Below are 21,199 nucleotides of genomic sequence, written 5' to 3' on the forward strand. Positions count from 1 at the left end.
CCCGTAGCTTACGGGAGGAACTATGGTAAAATGAATCTACTTATCCGTAAATGAAGGAGCATAATATCTTGGAACGTTTCAAAAGAATCTGGGCCAGAACCGGCACCCGTATGGGCTTTGTTACCCTGCTGGTCGTTCTCTTCTGGCTTAAGACCCTGCTCGCCTATTTTGTCGACTTTCGACTTAACCTAAGCGACCCCTTTCAGTTTCTCATTGTCCTTTTGAACCCGATTGCCACGACCCTATTACTCTTCGGTCTGGCCCTGTTCTTCAAGCGGGCCCGCTTCTTCTACCCGTTTCTCTTCTTAATTGATATTCTCAATACACTGCTCTTATACATTAACGTCATCTACTTCCGTGAATTCACGGACTTCATGACCGTCAGTACGATGCTGGGTTACTCCAAGGTCGATCAAGGACTTTCGGGCAGTTCCCTGGCGCTGACCTCACCCCACGACATCCTCTACTGGCTCGACCTGGTCCTGGTCCTGGTGTTATTAGCCACCCGGCGAATCTATATTGACCCACGACCGTTGAACAAGCGTGTCGGCTTCGCCGTTATGTCCGCCGCCTTTCTCGCCTTTGCGGTGAACCTGACATTGGGTGAAATGGATCGGCCCCAACTGCTAACTCGGACCTTCGACCGGACGTATGTCGTCAAATACCTCGGCCTCGATGCCTTCACCGTGTACGATGGCATCAAGTCACAGCACACAAGTGAGCTGCGGTCGCACGCGAAAAAGTCCGAACTGAGCGGGATCCTAAAGTACCTCCACAAGAACTACGCCGCCCCAGACAAGCAGCTTTATGGCGTGGCCAAACAGAAAAACGTGATTGTCATTCACCTGGAAAGCTTCCAACAATTTCTGATCAACAAGAAGGTGAATGGCCAAGAGGTTACCCCATTTCTGAACAAGCTCTACAAGAGTAAGTCCACCTATAGCTTCGATAACTTCTTCCATGAAGTTGGTCAGGGGAAGACCTCCGATGCCGAAACGATGCTAGAAACCGGCACGTACGGTCTGCCACAAGGATCATTATTCACCCAACTCGGCAATGACAACACCTTCCAGGCCGCCCCTGCCATTTTTGATCAGCAGGGCTACTCATCTGCCGTCTTCCATGGGAACGTGGCTAGCTTCTGGAATCGGAGTAACACGTACAAGAACCTGGGTTACCAGAACTTCTTTGACGCCAGCTACTACGATACGTCTGGTGACAAGTCCTTGGGCTATGGCCTCAAGGATAAGTTGTTATTCAAGGATTCCGTAAAGTATCTCCAGCACCTGCAACAACCTTTCTACGTGAAGTACCTGACGGTTACCAACCATTTCCCATTCACCTTGGATAAGGAAGACTCGACGTTTAAGACGCCGGACACTGGGGATAAGACGGTGGATAACTACTTCAAGACCGCCCACTACCTCGACCAATCCATCAAGGAATTCTACGCCTACCTGAACAAATCGGGTCTGGCCAAGAACTCGATGGTCATGATCTATGGGGACCACTACGGTATTTCCAATTCCTCTAACAAGAGCTTAGCCAAGCTCATGGGCGTCAACCCCGATGACTGGAATGACTACGACAACGCCCAACTCCAACGGGTTCCACTAATGTTTAACATGCCTGGCTACAAGAAGGGCAAAGTGGAACACACCTATGGTGGTGAAATCGACGTCTTGCCAACCCTGCTGCATTTGATGGGCATTAGCTCAAAGAAGTACCTGCAGTTTGGGACCGACCTCTTCTCAAAGGATCACAATCCGATTGTTGCCTTCAGAAATCGCGATTGGGAATCCCCCGACTACACGTCCGTTGATGGGACCATCTACAGCAACAAGACTCAGCAGGAAATTCACCCAACTGGAAAGCTCAAAGAAAAGATTGACAAGATTCAGAAACACGTCAATCAGGGACTCAACTATTCCGACTCTTTGAACCAGAAGAACCTGTTGCGGTTCTATCATCCGAAGGGCTTCAAGGCCGTCGATCCACAGGACTACAACTACGCCGATGGGCTCTCCAAGGCAGAGAAACTAGAAAAGAAGCTGGGACTGAAGTCGACCAGCCTCTTCTCTCGCAACAGCGACCGGTCAACGGAAAAGCTCTACGTGACCGATGCCCCAGAGGCCACCCACAAGTCGACGGATTCTAACCGGATTAAGATTACGAACCAAGACGACACGAGTGGTAAGTAACCCAATCCATTAAAAAAGAAGCTGGCCGTTCGATCTCCGGATCGAGCGGCCAGCTTCTTTTCATTTTCGGTTTAAGATGGTTATTCTGGAAGTGTCATCGAGGTACTGTGAACGGGACTGCGCCGGGTAGGAAAGTATTTAGCCATGATGGCCTGAACCGCCACCGGAGCCTCGCCATAACCGACCGCAATCAGCGGTTGCTTTCCTGGATACATGACCCCATCACCGATGGCGTAGATGCCGGGAACGCTAGTCGCCATCTGCCGATCAACCGCGATAAGTTGTTGGTCGGTTGCCAGGTCGACATCCCAAGCGGCCAGGGCCGAATGGTCAGCCGTAAAGCCGTAACTAACCACCAGATCATCCACTCGTTGCTGACGCAACTCATCCGTAACGCCAACCGGTTTCAGGGTAACCAAAACCTTCCCCGCCGCTTCGCTCACCTCACGAATCAGATAGGGCGTCTTCACCTGCACACTGGACGCCGCAAGCAAGTCCACCATGTGCGGCAAGCCACGAAACTGGCTGCGGCGGTGAAGTAACGTGACCGACTTGGCCACCGTTGCTAACATCAGTGCCTGGTCAATGGCCGCATCCCCGCCTCCGGCAATCATCACGTCATGCCCCTTAAAAGCAGCTAGATTGGGAATACTGTAGAATAGCTTTTTCCCCGTTAGGGCCTCTGCCCCTGGAACGGCTAGTTTCCGCGGAGCAAAGGCACCGTTTCCCACAGCCACAATCACCGCACGGGTCTGGGTCGTTTCCTGATTGGTTTGTACCAAGAAGCCTGCGGCATTCGCCGTAACGTTGGTGACTGCCGCTCCCGTCTTGATTGCCAACGGGAACTGGTTCAGCTGCGCTTGTTGTTGCTGAATCAGATTGCGGCCAGAGATGGCGGGAAAACCGGCAATATCCAAAATTTGCTTCTCCGGATACAGAGCGGCTACCTGGCCACCCAGGTTGGGCAGGCTTTCCACAATCTGAGCCTTGGCGTTGTGCATGCCTGCATAAACGCCGGCAAAGATTCCGGCGGGACCCCCGCCAATAATTGTTAGGTCATAGTTTTCCATATTATTGCTCCATTTCATTACTTGTTTACTATCGGAGGCGTTCACCATGAAGCATCGTCGCGGTCTCATCATCACACTAACCTTAGTCATCATCCTGGGCGCCCTTGGCGGTTGGTGGCACTCCCGATGGCGGGTGCTCAGACAAACTCGGGTTCCCACCACGCGAACGGCCACGCTTTTCCTACCGGGGACCCAGGGTGCATGGCTTTCCCTGCGGAGCATGGTTGTCAGCCTGAATCGTCCCCACATGGGGCACTTCACCCTGACAGCCAAAGTTGGGTTCAATGGGGCTGTCACCTGGGATTCCCACGGCCCATTCGACCCACGGAACCCGCTGATTCCCGTCATCTTCAAGGACAATACTCATCCGCGCCGGCAGGCCGACCAATTACGAACCGTGTTAACCGTTCTGCACCGTACCTACGGCATTGACCGCGTTAACTTCGTCGGCCACTCATCCGGGGGCACCATTGCCTACGATTACCTCAATCAAGCCGAACACGCGCCGGTCACGGTCGACCGGCTGGTCTGCATTGGTGCCGACTTTCCAGAACGCACACCGCTACGTTATCATTACCCACACCTTCATGTTCTAAACATGGCCGGTAGCATCGGCCGTTTCGGCAACGACAGTGAGGTGCCCGTTGACACGGCCACGCCGATGAAGGCCTTGGTGCAAGGTCGCGTGGCCAGCTATCGCTTCCAACAAGTCACCGGCCCCATTTGGGACACCCAGCACTCGCTGCTGCACGAAAATCCTGAGGTCGATCGACAGATGATCCGATTTCTTTATCCGCCGAGCTGACTATGTTTTAAGATTCGCTGGCCCTGCAATGTTCGGGCCTCCCGCAGACCGGCATTCGTCAACACGAAGATAGCCAGCCACCCAATGCTAATCAATACCCATTGCTGCAAGTAGAGAATATCCAGCAGCGCAAACGGGGCATTCCAATCCCATATCGCATGCAGGCCAATCGCCAGCAGATAGAATCGTAGAAACTTTGGGGCAACCATATTGCTACCGGTCACCGGTTCATGGCGTTCCTTGGCCAGGATAATCGCCGCCCCCATGATGGCCGACCAGATCGTGTGCGTGCCAATGGCCTGCCAGCTACGCATCAGCAAGGTTACCAGGCCATATTGCCCGGTATACCCCGCCGTTTCGAACACAGCAAACCCGGCCCCAATTGCCGCCCCAACCAACAAGCCGTTAAAAATATAATTCAAACGGAAGCGATTGATAAAGTAGGCAATGACTAACATCTTGGCCGTTTCCTCGATGAACCCAACGATTAAAGCGGACTCCCATGACGTCCCATTCCCCGATGGAATCAAGGAATAAAGAATCATCGTCGCAATCAGTGAGAGAATCCCCCCCACGAGAAAGACGGTCATCAATTGGTAAACCGAGATATTGCGAAAGACATTAATTTCAAAAAACATGATTAATAGTGAAAACGGTACCGTCAGTGAGCCGATGAAGATCATCCCGGGCACGGCGTTATTGCTCCGAAAGACCAGGAACAGTAGCGCCAACAACACAAAGCTAGACCCTAGTAGGGCAAATACCCGTGAAAACAGCCAGGGCTTCACAGGAGCCGCTGAGACGGCTTCTAACGATGGTGTGGTCTCCTTGGTCCCAACGATGAAGAGCGCCTCCGCATCGTCCAAATTATGAGGTTTAAAGACGGAAGAGAACATCGACAACAGGTGAATCTCAACGACCTTGTTTTCTCCAGTCCACTCATTCATTTCCTTCGTCGCATCATCCAAGAGATGATGTTGGTAGTTAAAATGACGTTTGGTTAATTTTGTTTTTTCCTTATCTGCCATCCGGCCAGCGCTCCCCTTTTTATTTCTCCGTTTTGTTTAGATTCATCTTACCCTGATGCGACATATCCAGCAACTTGGTGATCGGGTGAGCTTGCTAAATGTAACCAGTTACATTATAGTTGGAGTAGGCTATTTGGCCAATTACAGATCGAAGGGGAGACATTATATCATGGCAAAACGTAAAATGATTTTAGACTTAGATACTGGGATTGATGATTCCTTAGCAATTGCTTACGCATTAGGTGCTCCTGATGTGGACTTAATCGGAATTATCGGTTCCTACGGGAACGTGTTGGTCGAACCAGGTGGCCAAAACTCCTTAAAGATCTTGGAATTACTCGGTCACACCGATATTCCCGTTTATCTAGGTGAAAGTCATTCTTCAACCAGTGACCACTTTGACCGGATGCAAGTTAGTGCTGACATCCACGGTGAAAATGGGATTGGTCAAGTTGAATTACCTGACCCAAAGCGTTCTATCGAAAAAGAATCCGGTGTGGACTTCTTAATTGACGCCGTTCACAAGTACGGTAAAGATTTGACGTTGGTCCCAACTGGTCCAATGACAAACTTGGCAGCTGCTATCAAGAAGGCCCCAGAAATTGCGACTGAAATTGGTAACGTCACCTTCATGGGTGGTGCCTTAACCGTTCCTGGTAACGTGACGGCCTATGCCGAAGCCAACATCAACCAAGATGCTGAAGCCGCTAACGCCGTCTTGACGAGCCCACTTCACTCAACCATGGTTGGGTTGGACGTCACCTTGCGGACCCTCTTAACTAAGAAGGAAACCCAACAATGGCGTGACTTAGGCACTGTTGCCGGCGAAAAATTTGCCGACATCGTCGACTACTACATCCAAGCCTACGTGGATGTTAATGACAACCTGGGTGGTTGTGCCTTGCATGACCCATTGGCTGTTGGGGTAGCCCTTGACCCTAGCTTCGTCACCACGATTGACCTAAACATGGTCGTTAACTACAACAAGGAAACTTACGGCCGGACTATCGGTGATGACAATCGTCTGAACGAGCCAACTAACGTTAAGGTTTCCGTTGCGGTTGACAAGGATCGTTACTTGAAGACCTTCATGGAATACTTGACGGCCCTCTTCAAGGAAAACTAATTTTACCTTTACTCAGGCGTTCGGCACTTCGGTGTCGAGCGCCTTTTTTGTTATTTTTCCTAATCACCTCATACCAGCCTAAGGCCATAAAAAAAGCCTGTGACAATCGTCACGGGCCTTTACTGAATCCTATTAGTATTTGTAGTTAAAGTTCTTAACCATCGTGTTGGATAAGGTGGTTGCGTAAGAAGTCGCAATTTGCTTAACTTGGGCATCCGTCAAACCAATGCCTTCGTACTTCTTGGTTTGTTGCTTGATCATTGCTGGCTTAACGTACTTCTTGGAATAGCTAGCCGCTGGGCTGGCCTTAACCTTGGAATAAGTGTAAGTCTTACCGGAGGTTGCTAAACGCCGGTTCGTCTTGTTACCACTCAGCTTCGTGCTAAACTTGGAAGCTGACTTCTTGGTTAATTTAAAGGTGTAATTGGTCTTACCAAGTGACGTGGTAGTCTTGCCATTTGTCGTCTTGAATTGCATCAGCTTGTACTTGGTGGTCAACGTGCGACCGTTCTTGCTGATCTTCATTGATGAAGGCACACCGTACTTCACGTTGGCACTGGTTCCGTTGAAATCACCGAGGATTAAAATGGTTCCAGTCTTCTTACCAGACTTAACGGTTTTGAAATAAAAAGCGGATTTGGATTTAGCACTCTTGTAATACCGCTTCAGGTCCGTTTTCGTAAAAGTTGGTTTACTCTTCGCACTGGCAACAGTTGGTGAAAGTACCCCACCGAATGTTCCTAAAGCCAATCCGACTAACCCCAGTTTTACCACTAATCGTTTCATGACCATAATCCTCCTTAAAATTCATCCTGTACACATTTTATAGTGCCACTTTATATCTTAATTTGCAAGTTCTCCGCCCTTAGGACAGGAGTTCAGAAAATGCCTGTTGCAAGTAACCCGCTACCCCGGCATGATTATTATCCTCGGTCGTAATGTGCGTTGCCACGGCCTTAACCCCTGGTTGGGCATTAAGCATCGCGACACCATCTCCGGCCGCCTTAATCATTCCGAGGTCATTCTCGGCATCACCAAAGGCCATCAGGTCTTCGAAGTCCCAGCCAAAATGCGTCAACAATTGGGCTAAGCCCACGGACTTATCCATGTCGGCCGCTAGGAATTCTAAGATTTGCGGTTGCGAACGGACCACGTGATAACGATCCTTAAGGTCCGGGGTCAATGCCATAACGGCCTGGTCTAAGATGCTGGCCTTAGTGGCCATGACAGCCTTACTAAAGAGGTGGTCTGGCAAATTACCAAAGGCCTTGGGCGTGAAGTCCATGGGTGCTCGCAACATATCATGATAAATTGAAGGAACTAAATCCGTGACAGGATAGACCTGCTCGAAATCCAACACGTCTAAAGGGTAGCCCTGAGCCTTGGCGAAATCAAACAGGGGTTCAAAGTCATGCCGACTCAAGCCACTCTGTGCCAAAGGTTCCTTTGTGTTGTTTTGAATAACTAAGGCGCCGTTAAAGGTAATGGTGAAGTCGTCAGCAGTCGTCAGGCCTAACTGCTCCAGGTATCCCCAGATCGCATTGATCGGCCGGCCAGTACACAAGACCACCTTAATTCCAGCGGCGTGAAGCTGGCGTAACGTTGCCACGTTGGTTTCACTAATTGTTTTATCTGTATTAAGCAGCGTCTCGTCTAAATCGAGCGCAATCATCTTTGTCATTATTCGTCTTTAGCCTCCATTTTCTTCTAGTTTACACGACTCATGCCGTAAAATAAACGGGTATCACGATAAAAGGTCCTGTTGAATCAGTTCCGCAATCTGTTGGTTCTCCGGTAAATCCGCGTGATTGGCGTCTGCACCGGTAATCGTCATCTGCGTGAAGCCCTTGACTCGGCCCTGAAAAATATACTTACCGCGGTTCACGCTGTCGAAGGGTACAATGCCATCGCCCGTGAAGGTCTTGCTCCCGGCAATCGAGTAGACGATGAGTTGCCGCGGCAATCGGTCACGATCGGCCGTCAACTCTTTAAAGAGTTGGGTATCCTTATCAGGATCACTGACCTCCAGGTTAAATGGCGTGCCAATCGTCATCAACCGGTCCGCCTTGGCCCCGGTTTTCGCTAGATCATGCTCCATGAATAGCGTTAAGACCAAGCCCCCATTGGAATGCCCCATCCCGGAAAAATGATTGAACTTATAGGTGGCCTGTAACGCCTTGAAGGCTATCGTAAACCACTTGGCCTGCTTTAATATATTAGCATACCCATCACGGTGATTCTGAAATCCGACCACAATGTACGGCCGCTGGTCGCCGTGCCGGAGTTGCCCGCTGTATTTGAGATGCCCGTTTTCCATGACCTCAACCCGCAACAGGCTATGTTTATTCTTGGATGATTGATTCAACTGGTTTACCAAATCATTGAAGCGATTCTGAGTGGCACTTGAACCGGGAACCAAGAAGACTGGCGCCATCGGGCTACGATAGTCCTCACGAACGGCCGTAGCCTGATGGGGTTGCCAGATGAACCCCGGCAAACACGCCACGAGCAGTAGGATAACCACGTTCCAGAGACCGGGCCTATGCATGAGTTGCCGCATGATCCACCGCCTCCTCCATCAATTGTCGCTGAGCCAACTGCGTCCACTTCACGAATGGCCAATAGATCAGGGTGCAGAGGGCCAGATCAATCAGGGCCAGCCATAGTGCCGACCAGTGACCGCCCGTCCCCAAGTAGCCGATTAAGGGACCCGGTGTTCCGGTGGCCAACGGATAGGCCGCCGCCGGTACCCACTGCAATCTGATGCAGAGCCAACTCAGACTAATGCTGGCCAGCGGCGCCAGAATGAATGGAATGCCCAGGATCGGACTCAACATGACTGGCAGCCCGACCATGAGCGGTACGCCATAATTTCCCAACGTCGGCAGGAGGCATAGGCTACCCAACCGGCGTTGCGCCCGGTTGGGCCGGCAGAGGAACCAGGCCAACAATAAGGCCAGCAACATGCCGCTGCCCCCCATATTGGCATACACGCCGATGACGGTGTGGACGGTCAGGGGATGGGGAATGACGCTCCCCGGGTGATCCATGACGGCCGCCAGGTTTTGGGCCGTTTGAACCGTCTCGCCTTTAATCGTAGCCAACGGACCCAGGACCCCAATCCACTGTAAAAGGCCACTAAGCGAGCTATAGCCAAACAGGCCCAACACGAAATGGGACAAATGAAATGGCCAATGCACCAGCGTCAAGAAGGCACTGCTAAGACTGGCCTTTTGCGTGCTCGTCCATAGCAAGCCTCCCGTTGCCAACAAGACCAGCCAGACGCTGGTAATGGTGACCGTTTGGCTCAAACTTTCTCGAACAATCTGTTCCCGCTGAAGGGCCCAACGGTAACCGTTACCGACGAGCAACCCCACCAGAATGCCAATCAGAATCCCCTGCGTGCCCAAATTAGTGGACACCCAGTGGACGGTATGAAGTGAAAGCACCGATGCTCGACTAACATTTAAAAATTTTAGTCCCACCACGGCGGTCATCCCGGCCAGCAACCGGTCGGCAGTCGCTCGGGTGATGGGCGCAACCAAATAAAAACTGACCGCAAAGGCCATAATAATTGCGGTAAATCCCAGGGTCCCCGCGCTAATCAGGCGAAGATACTGGCGCAACAGCTTCAGCTGAAATAACCAGTGGCTAACATTTAACGTTTGATAATAATACCCGCTCGTCTGTAGCCAGGCCTGGTCGATGAAGTCGGCAATACTGCCAATGAGCACCAACGGTAATGTTAACCGTAGGGCCCGATAGACGGCATTGAATTGTCGATTATGATGCAGCTTCACATCTAAGTTGATTAGCCATTGGCCACAGCGCCCTACCTTCATTTCCAGCATGCGCTCACCTCCGTTATCTACCTGCGATTGTATCGCGCCAAGGGACCGAACGAGCCAGCTGGAGATTCAGTTAGTGTGGCCGTCACGCAAACTACTGACCGGCCTCATCAATCCAATGTTGCATTTGTTTCAAGACCACGCCATCATCATGATTTCCTAGGTGACGGGGAATCTGTGCCAGTAGCTCGGAAGCCCCGTTGCCGACCACGAAACCCTGTCCGACCAGTTGTAACATGGCCAAGTCATTGCCGGAATCGCCAAATGCCGCCATGGCCTTTGCTGGAATTCCCCATTTTTGGCCAAGTAGATTCAACGCACTCGCCTTGCTAACGCCGGGCAGACTCACATTCATTCCCCCAAGACCGCTACTCGTTGCCCACAGGTCCCCCGCGAACTGATGATTAAATGCCACAACTTGTTCATGAATATCTGAGCGTTTCCAGGTGATATCTAGCTTCAGAATCGCTTCATTCACCGCCGTCAATCGCGGCACACTGGTTAATTGTGGATAGAAGACTCGCGAGGCGTGGAAACGTTCACTATCGGCGGGGAGTTCGGTATACGCCCGTTCCCGACCACAAGCGATGAGATAATTTTGGGCCATCATGGGCGACTCTTGTAGCCAGGCAACCGCCTCTCGCCATTGTGACTGAGGGATGGCGGTCTCCGACAGAACCGCCCCATTTCCGGCCACGATTAGCGCCCCATCCTCAACCACGAAGGTTAATTGTTGACGGTTCGTCAGGCTGCCAAATAAATCCAACACATGGCCATAGGGATCTCCCGTCGCGATGACTACGCGAATCTTCAGGTCACGACAGCGGCCTAGTAGCTGGTCAAAAGCCCGCCTGGGGTATTGTCCTGCATGGTCTAAGAAGGTTCCGTCTAAATCGGTTGCGATTACCTGAAGTTGCATGCGTCCTGATGCCTCCGTTCCAAGTGCTCTAGTAAAATCAATCATACCGGAAGATCCCCAATGACGGCAAGCTGACGTGCTTACAATTATTGTTATACCAACGATTGCCACAAAAAAGCCGACCAGAATTGGACAACTCTGGTCGGCTGAATTCATTTATTCACTTTACTTGCGACAGCCTAGTTATTCATGCTGCTGTAACTGTAGGCCTTGTTCATCAATGATTGGGTTTCCGTAAACTCGTTTTCATCGTGAAGAACCACCGTGATTACCCGGTGCTTGCCGGACTTCTGGCCAGTTCCCACGAAACAGTAACCGGCTAACGGCGTGTACCCTGTCTTCAGGCCATCAACGTTGAGCGATGACTTGTAATACTTACGACCGGCCAACATATTGTTGTAGTTGTACGCCGTTTGGCCGTCAACGGTCTTGGACCCAATGGACCCATCGGTCAAGACGCGTGGATAATCCTGAATCAGGTGCCGGGCAATCAAGGCGACGTCCTTGGCCGAAACCATGTTGGCATTAGCGCTGCCGTAATTGTAGCCAAAGACCTTCAGATCACTGTTTTCGAGGCCTGATGCTGACACAAAGCTGGCCTTATCCAGGTTCCAGGCCTTGGCCTGGGCATTCATTTGCTTAATAAACTTGGCGTTACTACCGGCAACCCATTGCCCCAGGGCAATCGCCGCGTTGTTAGAAGAATCTAGCAGCGCTGCATAGTACAGGTCTTGAACCGTGTACTTGTGGCCCGACTTAAAGACGAAGCCCCCACACCCGGCATCCTTGCTCATCGCAACTAGGCCGGCATCACTGGTCTTCACCACGTCACTCCACTTACCAGAACCACTGTTCACCTTTTGCAAAGTTAAGTAGAGCGTCATAATCTTGGAGACCGAGGCGATTGGCCGGGCCGTGTTCGCACTCTTTGACCAAACCGCCTCGCCAGTGGTGTAATCCATGGCAACCGCATTCTTGGCATACTTCAAGCCAAATGGGGCCGTCCCCTTAACCAGATAACCATGCCAGGTCCAGCCCTTGACGGACCCCGCCTTGTTTTGAACATAGTAATAGATACCCTTGGTGTTGCCGTGTTTCAAGGTCGCGTGCTTGGTCACGTACCAGGTGGTATTCGGATACCCCTTCATTGTGGCCAGCTTCTTGCTGTGAGCCTTGTTATAGATGGCCCCAGCCGTACTCTTCTTGTGGTAGGCGGCCTTGGTCACATTCGTCGTTGAGACCGTGCTATAGGCCGCCGCATGGGCCGTAGCCGCGGTGCCCATCGTGCCACCCAGTGCCACCGTAAATAACAGAGCTAGAACGGCGCGCTTTGCTTGCATGATTTTCATTATGTACTCCTCGCTTCCCAAACGTTAAATCCTTCTTGCTCACCCTACCACGATCGCGAAACCCGACACAAGGTTCTCCGTCATTTTGTAATCTGGTTGTAGAAGACGACATCATCTCGTAATCCACCTTTTTGGCGCTTAACTAATCAGCACCTAACCAATAAAGACGACCAAAAAACGACACCGCAAATTAACGGTGTCGCTTGCCTAACCAATTGTCTTAGTTAGCCATACTCTTGAAGCTGTATGCGTGATCCATCAAGGATCGGGTTTCGGTAAATTCGTTGGCATCGTGCAAAACCACGGTAATAACGCGGTGCTTGCCGGACTTTTGACCAGTCCCGACGAAACAGTAGCCGGCTAACGGCGTGTACCCCGTCTTTAAGCCATCAACCTTGAGCGAGGCCCGGTAATACTTCCGTCCCTTCAGCAAGTTGTTGTAATTGTAGCAAAGTTGCCCATTAACTCGCTTGGACCCAACCTGACCATCCTGCAAGACCCGTGGATAATCGCGCATCAAATGACGCGCGATTAACGCCACATCCTTGGCGGAAACCTTGTTGGCATTAGCGGAGCCATAACCATAGCCGTAACGGCGTAGGTCACTGTTTTCCAAGCCAGATGCCGAAACAAAGTGGGCCTTGTCAAGCTTCCAGGCCTTGGCCTGGGCGTTCATCTTCTTAATAAACTTGGCATTGCTACCGGCGACCCATTGGCCCAGCGCGATGGCCGAGTTGTTGGAGGAGTCTAGGAAGGCGGCATCGTATAACTGCTTGACCGTATACTTATGACCATAGGTAAAGTGGAAGCCCCCATAGGCAGCACTGCGACTCATGGAAACCAACCCATGACTTTTAATCTTGATCTTCTTATTCCAGTTGCTGGACTTGCCATCAACCTTCTTCAACGTCAGGTAAAGCGTCATGATCTTGGTAACCGACGCGATTGGCCGGGCCGAATTGCCATTCTTTGACCAGACCACCTTACCGGTGGATTCGTCCATAGCAACGGCTGCCTTGGCCTTACTCAACGTAAATGGTGCCTTCCCCTTCTTCAGGTAGCCATGCCAGATCCAGCCCTTAATGTTGCCCTTACCGTTCTTGACATAGAAATAAATGCCTTTGGTCTTGCCATGCTTCAATGTGGCCCGTTGGGTCGCATACCACGTGGTGTTGGGGTGTGACTTAAGGTTAACCACCTTACGCGTGTGCTTCTTGTTGAAGATGGCCCCCTTGCGACTCTTCTTGTGGTAAGCCGTCTTCTTAACTGACTGCGTTGAGACGGTATGATACGTGGCCGCTTGTGCCGGCACTTGTTGACTGGCAATGCCACCCATGGTCCCGATAACGAGGACCGCCAGTAGGCGCGACTTGATATGTAAGTTTGCCATGATAAAATCCTTTCCCTTCAACTATTATTAATATAACTAACTATTAGACTAGCACGAATGTCAGAGCCTCGACAGCGTTCAAAGGCCATTGTAACGCGCTTGTGTTGCCCGTAATATTTTCGTAAAAAACAATTGCTCCTCTGAACCGCTAAGCGGATCAATCTAATGATTGGTCGGCCCAGTTGCAATCCGGGAACAAATTGGGTACGCTGGAGACAATTCAATTGAACTGGGGTGCCGCATCGGCTGAGATTAAACCCATTGAACCTGCTCTGGTTAGTACCAGCGAAGGGAACGCGAACTTTCTGCGATCAATGACCCCCACTAACTTGGTTAGTGGGCTTTTTTATTCGACGGTGACCCAGTCAATACCACATAGGAGGCATCATCTGATGAAAGCTTGGCATTTACGCGATATTATTCTGGTAACGATTTTAGCAATCTTTATGGGTGTGATTTTCTTTGTTATCGGCCCGGTCTATACAATTCTCTCGGCAGCACTAGCACCGGCAGGGCTGCAACCCCTGGCGAATGAAATTCTCTTAGGCATTTGGGTCATGGCGGGACCCCTCGCCGGCTTCATCATTCGGATTCCCGGTGCGGCTACGCTGGGTGAACTCTTAGGTGCCGTCGTCGAAATGTTCTTGGGTGGTGTCTGGGGTGCGTCTACGTTAATCTCCGGTGTCGTTCAAGGCTTTGGGTCAGAACTTGGGTTCATCCTGACTGGGTACAAGCGCTATAACTGGCTAACCTTGGTCATTAGCGCCTTAACAACGACCATCGTGACCTTCACCTGGAGTCTGTTCAAGGAAGGTTACGCATCGTATCATCTGGGCTTCCTGGCCATGTTGTTCACGGTCCGCTTCATCTCCGTCTTCCTGTTTGGTGGTGTCCTAACCAAGCTCATCACGAACTTGTTGTCCCGGGCCCACGTCGTCAAGAATGTCCGTTAATTCTGCTGTCTGTTTGGAGGGTTGCTTGTGGCAGTCGTAAACGTTACTCATCTCACTTATCATTATGCCCATCAGTCTAAACCGGTCTTAAACGACCTCAATGTGACCTTTCCCACCGGTAAATTCTCGCTATTAACCGGCGCTTCCGGTGGTGGAAAGTCCACCTTGCTCAAATTAATGGCGGGACTGATGCCGCTCAGCGATACCGGGACCATCACCTATGACGGCCGCCCCTGGTCCAGCATTCCTGCCGGCCAGCGTTCACAAACCGTGGCCATGTTGTTTCAGGAGCCCAGTCTGCAATTCACCATGGACACCGTGGAAAATGAATGTCGCTTTGTTTTAGAAAACCTCCAGGTTGACCCGGCGACCATGCCCGACCGGATCGCCGCATCGTTAGCCTTCATTGGCATTACCGCCCTCCGTCATCGAAACCTGATGACCCTTTCTGGAGGGGAACAGCAAAAGGTCGCGCTGGCCATCATTGTCGCCATGGATAGCGACGTCATTCTTCTCGATGAACCCTTTGCCAGCATCGATCCCATCGCTCGCCAAGTCCTGTTGGACAAGCTCGTCGCCCTATGCACCGACCACGGCAAAACCATTGTCCTCGCCGACCATGATTTGAGTGGCTACGCCGAATGGGTCGACCATCTGGCGGTTCTCGAGCATGGCCAGGTCAACCTGTTGTCACCCAGCGAGACCCAGGCCCGTTTTGCCAATTTTACGCCGGCAAAGCTGGCAATCCATCCGGCCATGCCACGCCCCACCAATCCAATTGTTCTGCAGGGATCCCAGATCCGCTTGTATCAAGGCGACCGCGACCTAATCAAGCCCCAGAACCTGGCGTTTTACGAGCATAAGACCACGTTGATCACCGGTCCAAATGGGAGCGGTAAATCCACGCTTTTTCGCGCACTGGTTCGTCTCGGCCACTATCAGGGAACCTTTAACTATCATGAAACCAACATTCAAAAAATTCGGCAACGGCGCTATGCCCGTCAAGTTTCCCTCATGTTTCAAACCGCCGCGGCTCAATTTCTAAACGTGACGGTGGCGGAAGAGTTGGCACTGTCCTTAAAGTATGGGCGTACTAAGGACTTTCCGAGCGAACGAATTGACCAACTGTTAGAACGGCTCGACTTAAGTGGTCGTCACGACCAAGTCCTCTATTCACTCAGCAGCGGGCAACAAAAGAAACTCCAATTACTATGTATGCTGATTATGGCCCCACCGGTTCTCTTGCTGGATGAGCCCTTCAAGGGCCTCGACCTGGCCTCTGTCACCACGGTCGTGGCCATTCTCAGAGAAATTCAAGCCGAATTCAAGCTGACGCTTATCTTGGTCAGCCATCAACTAAGTGGCCTGGATGATCTGGTCGACTACCATTTACAACTCGATCATCAACACTTACAGTACGTGGGGGTGTTCCATGAATCCTAGTCTAAAACTCGCATGGGTGGTTCTCTTGGCACTGGAGCTCTCATTTACCCAGGTCTGGACCGTCAATGTCGTGCTCATCGTCATTTGCCTAGCATTGATGATTTGGCGCCGAGTGGCTATTAAACGACTCCTATGGCTCACGGGTGTCCCGTTATTCTTTGCGAGTGCCCTAGTCTGGTCGTTAACGCTGCAAGGATCCGCCTCCCACCACTTTCTCATCGTCATTTTTACCCGGATGTTTGTTTACGTCTATCTCGGTGGCCTCTTTACTCAGACCACCGATCCCTTAACTCTTACCCGTTCACTGGAACAAAATGCCCACCTACCCGCTAAGTTTGCCTATGGCTTTCTGGCAGCCTTTAACCTGATGCCCAAGATCAAGGCCGAGGTGGCCAGCATTAAGGCGGCCGCACTCATGCGTGGTCAGGTGCTCCACGTCTGGTCACCGCAACTCTATTTCAAGGCCATCTTGACGGCCATGCACTGGTCCGATCAACTTAGCCTGGCCATGGTGTCCCATGGCTTTGTCGAAGGCGCCCCGCGAACCCACGCAGCGGTCATCCCCCTGCGGCATCGCGACTGGTGGCTGACCGGTGGCAGTCTTGTGCTAATTCAAGTGGGCTTGTTCATTGGCCTACCCTAATCAACTGTAAAGGAGCCTGACCATGTTTACCGATACTGCCCATGAGGCCACCCGATCCCTATGGCTGGCCTCCAAGCATCATCCATTCATTCAACAGCTCCAGGCCGGAACACTGCCAATGGCAACCTTTCGGGACTATCTTATTCAGGACCACCATTATCTATTAGAATTCGGTCGGCTCTATGATTTAGCAGCGACGCAATGTTCACGACCCGACCAGGCCGCCCAACTGCACGCCAACGCCGAGGATCTCCGCCATGGAGAAATTGCGACCCGTGAGACCTTTTTCGAAAAGCTTGGCATTACTCCGGCGATGATTGCCAACACTCCCGTCGCCCCAACCAACTACGCCTACACGAGTCACCTCTACCGGTCGCTGGCAACCGCCGGCGTTCCCGGAGCCATAGCCGGACTCCTGCCCTGTTACTGGCTCTATGCCGAGATTGGCGAAGGCCTGGCCACTAAGGACTCGCCGATCCCCATTTATCAGGCTTGGATCGACACCTATACCGCTAGTGATTATACCGACGCCATGAGCGATCAACTGGCCCTAGCCAACGCCGTCGCCACGCCGGATAATCAGGCGGAGCTCTGCCAAATTTTCATTCGCAGCAGCTGGTATGAGCTGAACTTCTGGCAAATGGCCCTCGATCACGAACAATGGTGCGTTCCAGAACCCAGCTAAGCAACGAACGTACTGATGATGACCGATTCGCGGTATAATGAGTTATCGAATTAAAGAAAGCAGGTGTTGGCCATGAGAGTCTCCCATCGCTTGACGTTTCTAGAATTTTTCGGTTATCTCGCCCTATTTTTGGGAATTGGGATTCAATTGTATGCCCTCATCAGCCACCCCGGTAGCCGGGTCAGTGGCGATGACATGTTCGGGGGCGCCGTTGTGTTATGCCTGGCAATTGCCTTCATTCACAGTGGCCACCTTCTCCTGAATCTCATTTTGATTGGCCTTAGTGGCTTGGGATTTGGCTACTTTACCTTCATTCACACACAGAGTTGGTGGTGGACCGTGATCCTAGCGGTGGCTACCGTCAGCTTTCTCATCTACCTGTTGGACCTACGTGGTGACACGCGTCGCCGCCAAAGCAACTGGTTTCACTTCTAAATTAACGAACGCTCAAGGCTGGCTATGCCAGTCTTTTTTTATCCAAAAAGAAACAGGCCAGCCCGGAGGTTGACCTGTTTCCCTGCTTGGTAAACTACAAGTGACTGTAGTCTTGTAATCATTATGATTACCACGATTAAGAATGTAACAGTCGAGCAACTCGACTCCGGGGTGGAAGGATAACTTCCACATTGTAACCACGCCTGTAACTAACGGCGTGCCTGTTGCGGGCGAGTGATGACTGGATCGGAACTGGACTGGGTCACCGAATGTTTCCCCATGGTGTACCAGGCCACGCCGCTACCAACTGCCAATATAACAACCGCAATGACTAAACCAGCTATCACTCGTTTCAAATTCATCCTGTCACCTCATACTTCCCGCAATTCATCATTCACATTATCTATCAAGTGTACCCGATGAATGTCACAGGAATATGACAGGTTAAAAATAAAGTGATAACAATTTAAAAACAGTCTAATTGCCGTCACTCCGCCAATTATCGTATTGGGTATTAGTTTACGCAATTTTACACCGTTCATCAAGTAGAATCGAAAAAAAGTTGGCAAACCCAGGACTTATCGGCCCGTTTTAAGGAATTTTTAGTATAATAAAGGCAAGCAAGTCAATTGGATTATCATTTGGAGGGATTATTAATGAGTCAAGAATTAAATGATCTGGCTGAAGCAATCATTGCCTACCAAAAGAAATACGATAAGACAGATGGTGAAATGGCTTTTGGTTCTCGCGTCTCCGTCGAACGGTTTCACGGTATCAAGACCGGTGAACTTGAACCAACCGGTGATGAACAAACCGCTTTGAAGGCATTCATCGCCAGCAAGCCCCACTAGCCAAGCGACTGACGTCGGTGACCAACCATCATGGTCGCCCGCTTTAACCAAGGAACGATCGAATAAGGACCGGCATCGTTATCATCAACGATGCCGGTCCTTTTGGGTTTAATCGGCTAAATTTCCCCAAGCAGCTCGGTATGCCGCGGCCGTGGCCTCATCAAAGGCCACCAGTCGCACATGCTCCAGGCTGGAGGTGTGTTCCAAGAAAGTTTCAATCGTTTGCGTGGCAACGGCTGCGGCCTCGGCCAATGGATAGCCGTAGGCGCCGGTGCTAATCGATGGGAAATCCACCGTTCGGCAATCATGGTCGGCAGCCAAGCTTAGGCTATGACGATAGCAATCAGCGAGTAGCTTATCCTCGCCGTGCTCACCATCCTGCCAAACCGGTCCCACCGTGTGGATGACCCACTTGGCCGGCAGGTTAAACCCCGGCGTGATCTTGGCTTCACCCGTTGGACAACCATTCAGTGGCACACAGGCCTGAAATAATTCGGGTCCGGCCGCCCGATGAATCGCACCATCGACCCCACCACCACCTAGCAATGTGGTGTTAGCCGCATTGACAATGGCATCAACCTTACTTGTGGTGATATCACCACGAATGACCGTAAATTCTGCCATACTGATCACTCCTTTGACCAGGGCCACCAATGATGCCGCCGTGGCTTGGCCGCGTCGGCATCTTCTGCGTGCAGCCGCTTCATGCCTTCACGGTAAGGATTGGCGTACAGGGACCCTAGATTAAACTTCTTTGTCTCTGTCTTTGGCGCTCCAGTTGTTTCTCGCACCGCCTGGAGGTCAAACTGACAATGTGGACACAGCTCGTCCGTTGGCGCAACGGACGAGCCACACTGCGGACAAAACTTTAATGCCATCCCATTCTCACTCCTCTTTACTCACGATGTTGCTGTCTAGCCTGATTACGACTTCGATTGCGCTCGCTGACCTGAGCGGCCTCCTTCGCGGCCAAAGCCGCCCGTTTCTCACGGGCCTTAGCCCTAGCTCGTTTCTCCGCCGCCTGCTTAGCCTCTTCAGCCTTACGCTTGGCCTGACTGCGATAACTGAAATAGCTCCATAGGCTCACAGCCACCAACGCTAATAAGATCTGCAACGGCACCAGCCGCCAGTCAACGTGCTTAGCAAACATCGCATCATAAATAATCAGTAGTACGGACATTGCCCCGACTACCGCGATTGTATCCCGGAACCACCGGGGAAGTCGCCGCCATTTCATGTTAAAAAACTCCCTGCTTGAATGACCGGCCCTCGCTTAGAGGTCACCTTCCACTCGTAATTGATGTTCCACCAAATAGGCATCTAAGTAGCCAAAAGCGACTTCATCCACCGCCGAAAGTTGGTAGATTTGCCCAACCTGGTCCAATTGACTCTCAACGACCTGGTGGAAGATAAACTTGCCGCCACCAACGCGATCCGGATAACCTAACATCGTTGATCCATCGTGAAGGCGGATCCGAATGATCGTCCGGAAGGCCGCCGCCTGCGTTAACCGTGCTTGGAACTGGTCCACGGTCCGGTCAAATAACCGTTCATCATTTAAGACCGGCTGAAGCTGCTGTTGCCGCGCCTGATTGAGCATCGTAAAGACCCGCATCGTTTGCAAGTAGTCCGATGATAACACCACGGCATGGAGCTCCGACAACCGCATCAATGAATAGCCACCAAACTGCCCGGTCATGTCGACCAGGTTCAAGACCACAGCGTCCGCCGTCACCACATTCACGCGGCCCACGAAGAAGAGGTCCTCATCGTTCTTAGGAATCAAAGCCACCAATGGTGCCTGGCCTTCCAGGCGTTTCAGGGTCTCGATCATCTCATCGTGGTCATCAATCAGCGTTGACGCCACGTGCTTTAATTGCGTCAAGTGTGGTGTTGCCAGTCCCTGAAGACTGAGCTCTTGTCCTTGAAATTCAATGACATCGATATTGGCCGGGTCAATAACGAGGTCCGACTGATCGGTAAAATCAAATTTGTTAAATAATTTAATTGTGACCTGATCACTGGCAACCGCCGCAACCCGGCCCTCATAGAAGTGTTCATCGTCTTTTAAGACGAGCATGATCACCAAGTGGTCAACCCAGGCATGACTCAAGACCTGCTGTCGCAGATTTCGCTGGTTATCGAAGCGTAGCGTCAAGCCACCGGCCTGAACGAAGTCTTCATCGGCAGCCGTCTGAATTCGAAAAGCCATGTTGTCCAAGTCATCACTGGAAAATTCCACTTCATCAATAATAGGTACTGCCAGGAAAACCGCACCATCCGGCAGGCCATAGTCATCAAAAGTCGCCAAAATAAGGCCGGCATCACTAACTGCGGTCACATAGCCCGTGTAAACGACTTCTTGGTCGGTTTGATACACGTTGACCAATAAATGCTGGGCCAATGCCCGGTTTAAATCATTCACAATTGAATTCATTCGACGACCCCCTTTT

Annotated in this window: 23 protein-coding genes and 1 riboswitch; of the genes, 9 read left to right on the forward strand and 14 right to left on the reverse strand. The window is 51.4% G+C overall.

Features of this window, described 5'->3' with window-relative positions; all coding sequences use genetic code 11:
• The first annotated feature begins 50 nt into the window (after nucleotides 1-50).
• Nucleotides 51-2,201 (forward strand): LTA synthase family protein, encoded by a 2,151-nt coding sequence (locus EKM96_RS02585; protein ID WP_125639298.1) that lies wholly within the window; start codon nucleotides 51-53, stop codon nucleotides 2,199-2,201.
• A gap of 80 nt (nucleotides 2,202-2,281) precedes the next feature.
• Here EKM96_RS02585 and EKM96_RS02590 read toward each other — a convergent pair whose 3' ends face one another.
• A complete protein-coding gene (locus EKM96_RS02590; protein WP_125639301.1) occupies nucleotides 2,282-3,271 on the reverse strand; it encodes an NAD(P)/FAD-dependent oxidoreductase in 990 nt (329 codons plus the stop codon).
• Nucleotides 3,272-3,317: 46 nt separating this feature from the next.
• Between EKM96_RS02590 and EKM96_RS02595 the strand changes: the two genes are divergently transcribed.
• Nucleotides 3,318-4,076, forward strand: coding sequence for an alpha/beta fold hydrolase (locus EKM96_RS02595; RefSeq protein ID WP_125639304.1), 759 nt, complete (start codon nucleotides 3,318-3,320; stop codon nucleotides 4,074-4,076).
• On the opposite strand, the gene EKM96_RS02600 is transcribed toward EKM96_RS02595, so the two are convergent.
• Complete coding sequence (locus EKM96_RS02600; protein WP_125639306.1) at nucleotides 4,061-5,104, reverse strand: PrsW family intramembrane metalloprotease; 1,044 nt, start codon at nucleotides 5,102-5,104, stop codon at nucleotides 4,061-4,063. The two genes, EKM96_RS02595 and EKM96_RS02600, sit on opposite strands and share 16 nt — an antisense overlap.
• Before the next feature lie 169 nt (nucleotides 5,105-5,273).
• Between EKM96_RS02600 and EKM96_RS02605 the strand changes: the two genes are divergently transcribed.
• On the forward strand, nucleotides 5,274-6,230 hold the full coding sequence (locus EKM96_RS02605) for a nucleoside hydrolase (protein WP_125639309.1): 957 nt from the start codon (nucleotides 5,274-5,276) through the stop codon (nucleotides 6,228-6,230).
• A 132-nt stretch (nucleotides 6,231-6,362) separates the two neighbouring features.
• Here the strand turns inward: EKM96_RS02605 and EKM96_RS02610 are convergent, their stop codons facing one another.
• From EKM96_RS02610 to EKM96_RS02640, 7 genes are all read right to left on the reverse strand, one after another.
• On the reverse strand, nucleotides 6,363-7,016 hold the full coding sequence (locus EKM96_RS02610; RefSeq protein ID WP_225417556.1) for a hypothetical protein: 654 nt from the start codon (nucleotides 7,014-7,016) through the stop codon (nucleotides 6,363-6,365).
• Between the two features lie 79 nt (nucleotides 7,017-7,095).
• Nucleotides 7,096-7,911, reverse strand: a complete 816-nt coding sequence (locus EKM96_RS02615; protein ID WP_125639315.1) for a Cof-type HAD-IIB family hydrolase — start codon at nucleotides 7,909-7,911, stop codon at nucleotides 7,096-7,098.
• Nucleotides 7,912-7,974: 63 nt separating this feature from the next.
• The gene (locus tag EKM96_RS02620; protein WP_225417559.1) at nucleotides 7,975-8,790 is read right to left on the reverse strand and encodes an alpha/beta hydrolase; all 816 of its coding nucleotides are present in this window, start codon (nucleotides 8,788-8,790) and stop codon (nucleotides 7,975-7,977) included.
• Entirely contained in the window at nucleotides 8,771-10,081 is a 1,311-nt protein-coding gene (locus tag EKM96_RS02625) for a PTS transporter subunit EIIC (protein WP_225417562.1), read from the reverse strand. The genes EKM96_RS02620 and EKM96_RS02625 overlap by 20 nt, the downstream gene beginning before the upstream one ends.
• 91 nt (nucleotides 10,082-10,172) lie before the next feature.
• On the reverse strand, nucleotides 10,173-10,997 hold the full coding sequence (locus EKM96_RS02630) for an HAD-IIB family hydrolase (RefSeq protein WP_164510955.1): 825 nt from the start codon (nucleotides 10,995-10,997) through the stop codon (nucleotides 10,173-10,175).
• A 179-nt stretch (nucleotides 10,998-11,176) separates the two neighbouring features.
• The gene (locus tag EKM96_RS02635; protein WP_125639322.1) at nucleotides 11,177-12,346 is read right to left on the reverse strand and encodes a serine hydrolase; all 1,170 of its coding nucleotides are present in this window, start codon (nucleotides 12,344-12,346) and stop codon (nucleotides 11,177-11,179) included.
• A gap of 220 nt (nucleotides 12,347-12,566) precedes the next feature.
• Complete coding sequence (locus EKM96_RS02640) at nucleotides 12,567-13,736, reverse strand: D-alanyl-D-alanine carboxypeptidase family protein (protein WP_125639325.1); 1,170 nt, start codon at nucleotides 13,734-13,736, stop codon at nucleotides 12,567-12,569.
• A 220-nt stretch (nucleotides 13,737-13,956) separates the two neighbouring features.
• Nucleotides 13,957-14,047: riboswitch (TPP riboswitch) on the forward strand.
• Nucleotides 14,048-14,128: 81 nt separating this feature from the next.
• On the opposite strand from EKM96_RS02640, the gene EKM96_RS02645 reads away from it, so the two are divergent.
• The 5 genes from EKM96_RS02645 (at nucleotide 14,129) to EKM96_RS02665 (ending at nucleotide 17,895) form a co-directional block, all read left to right on the forward strand.
• Nucleotides 14,129-14,689: an ECF transporter S component gene (locus EKM96_RS02645; RefSeq protein ID WP_125639328.1), complete on the forward strand. Its 561-nt coding sequence runs from the start codon at nucleotides 14,129-14,131 to the stop codon at nucleotides 14,687-14,689.
• A gap of 27 nt (nucleotides 14,690-14,716) precedes the next feature.
• A complete protein-coding gene (locus EKM96_RS02650; protein WP_125639332.1) occupies nucleotides 14,717-16,132 on the forward strand; it encodes an ABC transporter ATP-binding protein in 1,416 nt (471 codons plus the stop codon).
• A complete protein-coding gene (locus EKM96_RS02655; RefSeq protein WP_125639335.1) occupies nucleotides 16,122-16,775 on the forward strand; it encodes an energy-coupling factor transporter transmembrane component T family protein in 654 nt (217 codons plus the stop codon). The genes EKM96_RS02650 and EKM96_RS02655 overlap by 11 nt, the downstream gene beginning before the upstream one ends.
• Nucleotides 16,776-16,797: 22 nt before the next feature.
• Entirely contained in the window at nucleotides 16,798-17,460 is a 663-nt protein-coding gene (tenA, locus tag EKM96_RS02660) for a thiaminase II (protein ID WP_125639338.1), read from the forward strand.
• A 72-nt stretch (nucleotides 17,461-17,532) separates the two neighbouring features.
• A complete protein-coding gene (locus tag EKM96_RS02665) occupies nucleotides 17,533-17,895 on the forward strand; it encodes a hypothetical protein (RefSeq protein ID WP_125639340.1) in 363 nt (120 codons plus the stop codon).
• A 209-nt stretch (nucleotides 17,896-18,104) separates the two neighbouring features.
• Here the strand turns inward: EKM96_RS02665 and EKM96_RS10520 are convergent, their stop codons facing one another.
• On the reverse strand, nucleotides 18,105-18,257 hold the full coding sequence (locus EKM96_RS10520) for a hypothetical protein (RefSeq protein ID WP_164510956.1): 153 nt from the start codon (nucleotides 18,255-18,257) through the stop codon (nucleotides 18,105-18,107).
• A 294-nt stretch (nucleotides 18,258-18,551) separates the two neighbouring features.
• Here EKM96_RS10520 and EKM96_RS02670 point away from each other — a divergent pair, with 294 nt between their 5' ends.
• A complete protein-coding gene (locus tag EKM96_RS02670) occupies nucleotides 18,552-18,746 on the forward strand; it encodes an LBP_cg2779 family protein (RefSeq protein ID WP_125639342.1) in 195 nt (64 codons plus the stop codon).
• A gap of 108 nt (nucleotides 18,747-18,854) precedes the next feature.
• Here EKM96_RS02670 and EKM96_RS02675 read toward each other — a convergent pair whose 3' ends face one another.
• The 4 genes from EKM96_RS02675 to EKM96_RS02690 are packed head-to-tail and all read right to left on the reverse strand — an operon-like array spanning nucleotide 18,855 to nucleotide 21,183.
• The gene (locus EKM96_RS02675; protein WP_125639345.1) at nucleotides 18,855-19,370 is read right to left on the reverse strand and encodes an O-acetyl-ADP-ribose deacetylase; all 516 of its coding nucleotides are present in this window, start codon (nucleotides 19,368-19,370) and stop codon (nucleotides 18,855-18,857) included.
• Between the two features lie 5 nt (nucleotides 19,371-19,375).
• Entirely contained in the window at nucleotides 19,376-19,624 is a 249-nt protein-coding gene (locus EKM96_RS02680) for a zinc ribbon domain-containing protein (protein ID WP_125639348.1), read from the reverse strand.
• A 17-nt stretch (nucleotides 19,625-19,641) separates the two neighbouring features.
• Nucleotides 19,642-19,983, reverse strand: a complete 342-nt coding sequence (locus tag EKM96_RS02685) for a hypothetical protein (protein ID WP_125639351.1) — start codon at nucleotides 19,981-19,983, stop codon at nucleotides 19,642-19,644.
• Nucleotides 19,984-20,019: 36 nt separating this feature from the next.
• Nucleotides 20,020-21,183, reverse strand: coding sequence for a hypothetical protein (locus tag EKM96_RS02690; protein WP_125639354.1), 1,164 nt, complete (start codon nucleotides 21,181-21,183; stop codon nucleotides 20,020-20,022).
• Nucleotides 21,184-21,199 lie beyond the last annotated feature (16 nt).

This window comes from Levilactobacillus tangyuanensis (assembly GCF_003946545.1).
Classification (GTDB): domain Bacteria; phylum Bacillota; class Bacilli; order Lactobacillales; family Lactobacillaceae; genus Levilactobacillus; species Levilactobacillus tangyuanensis.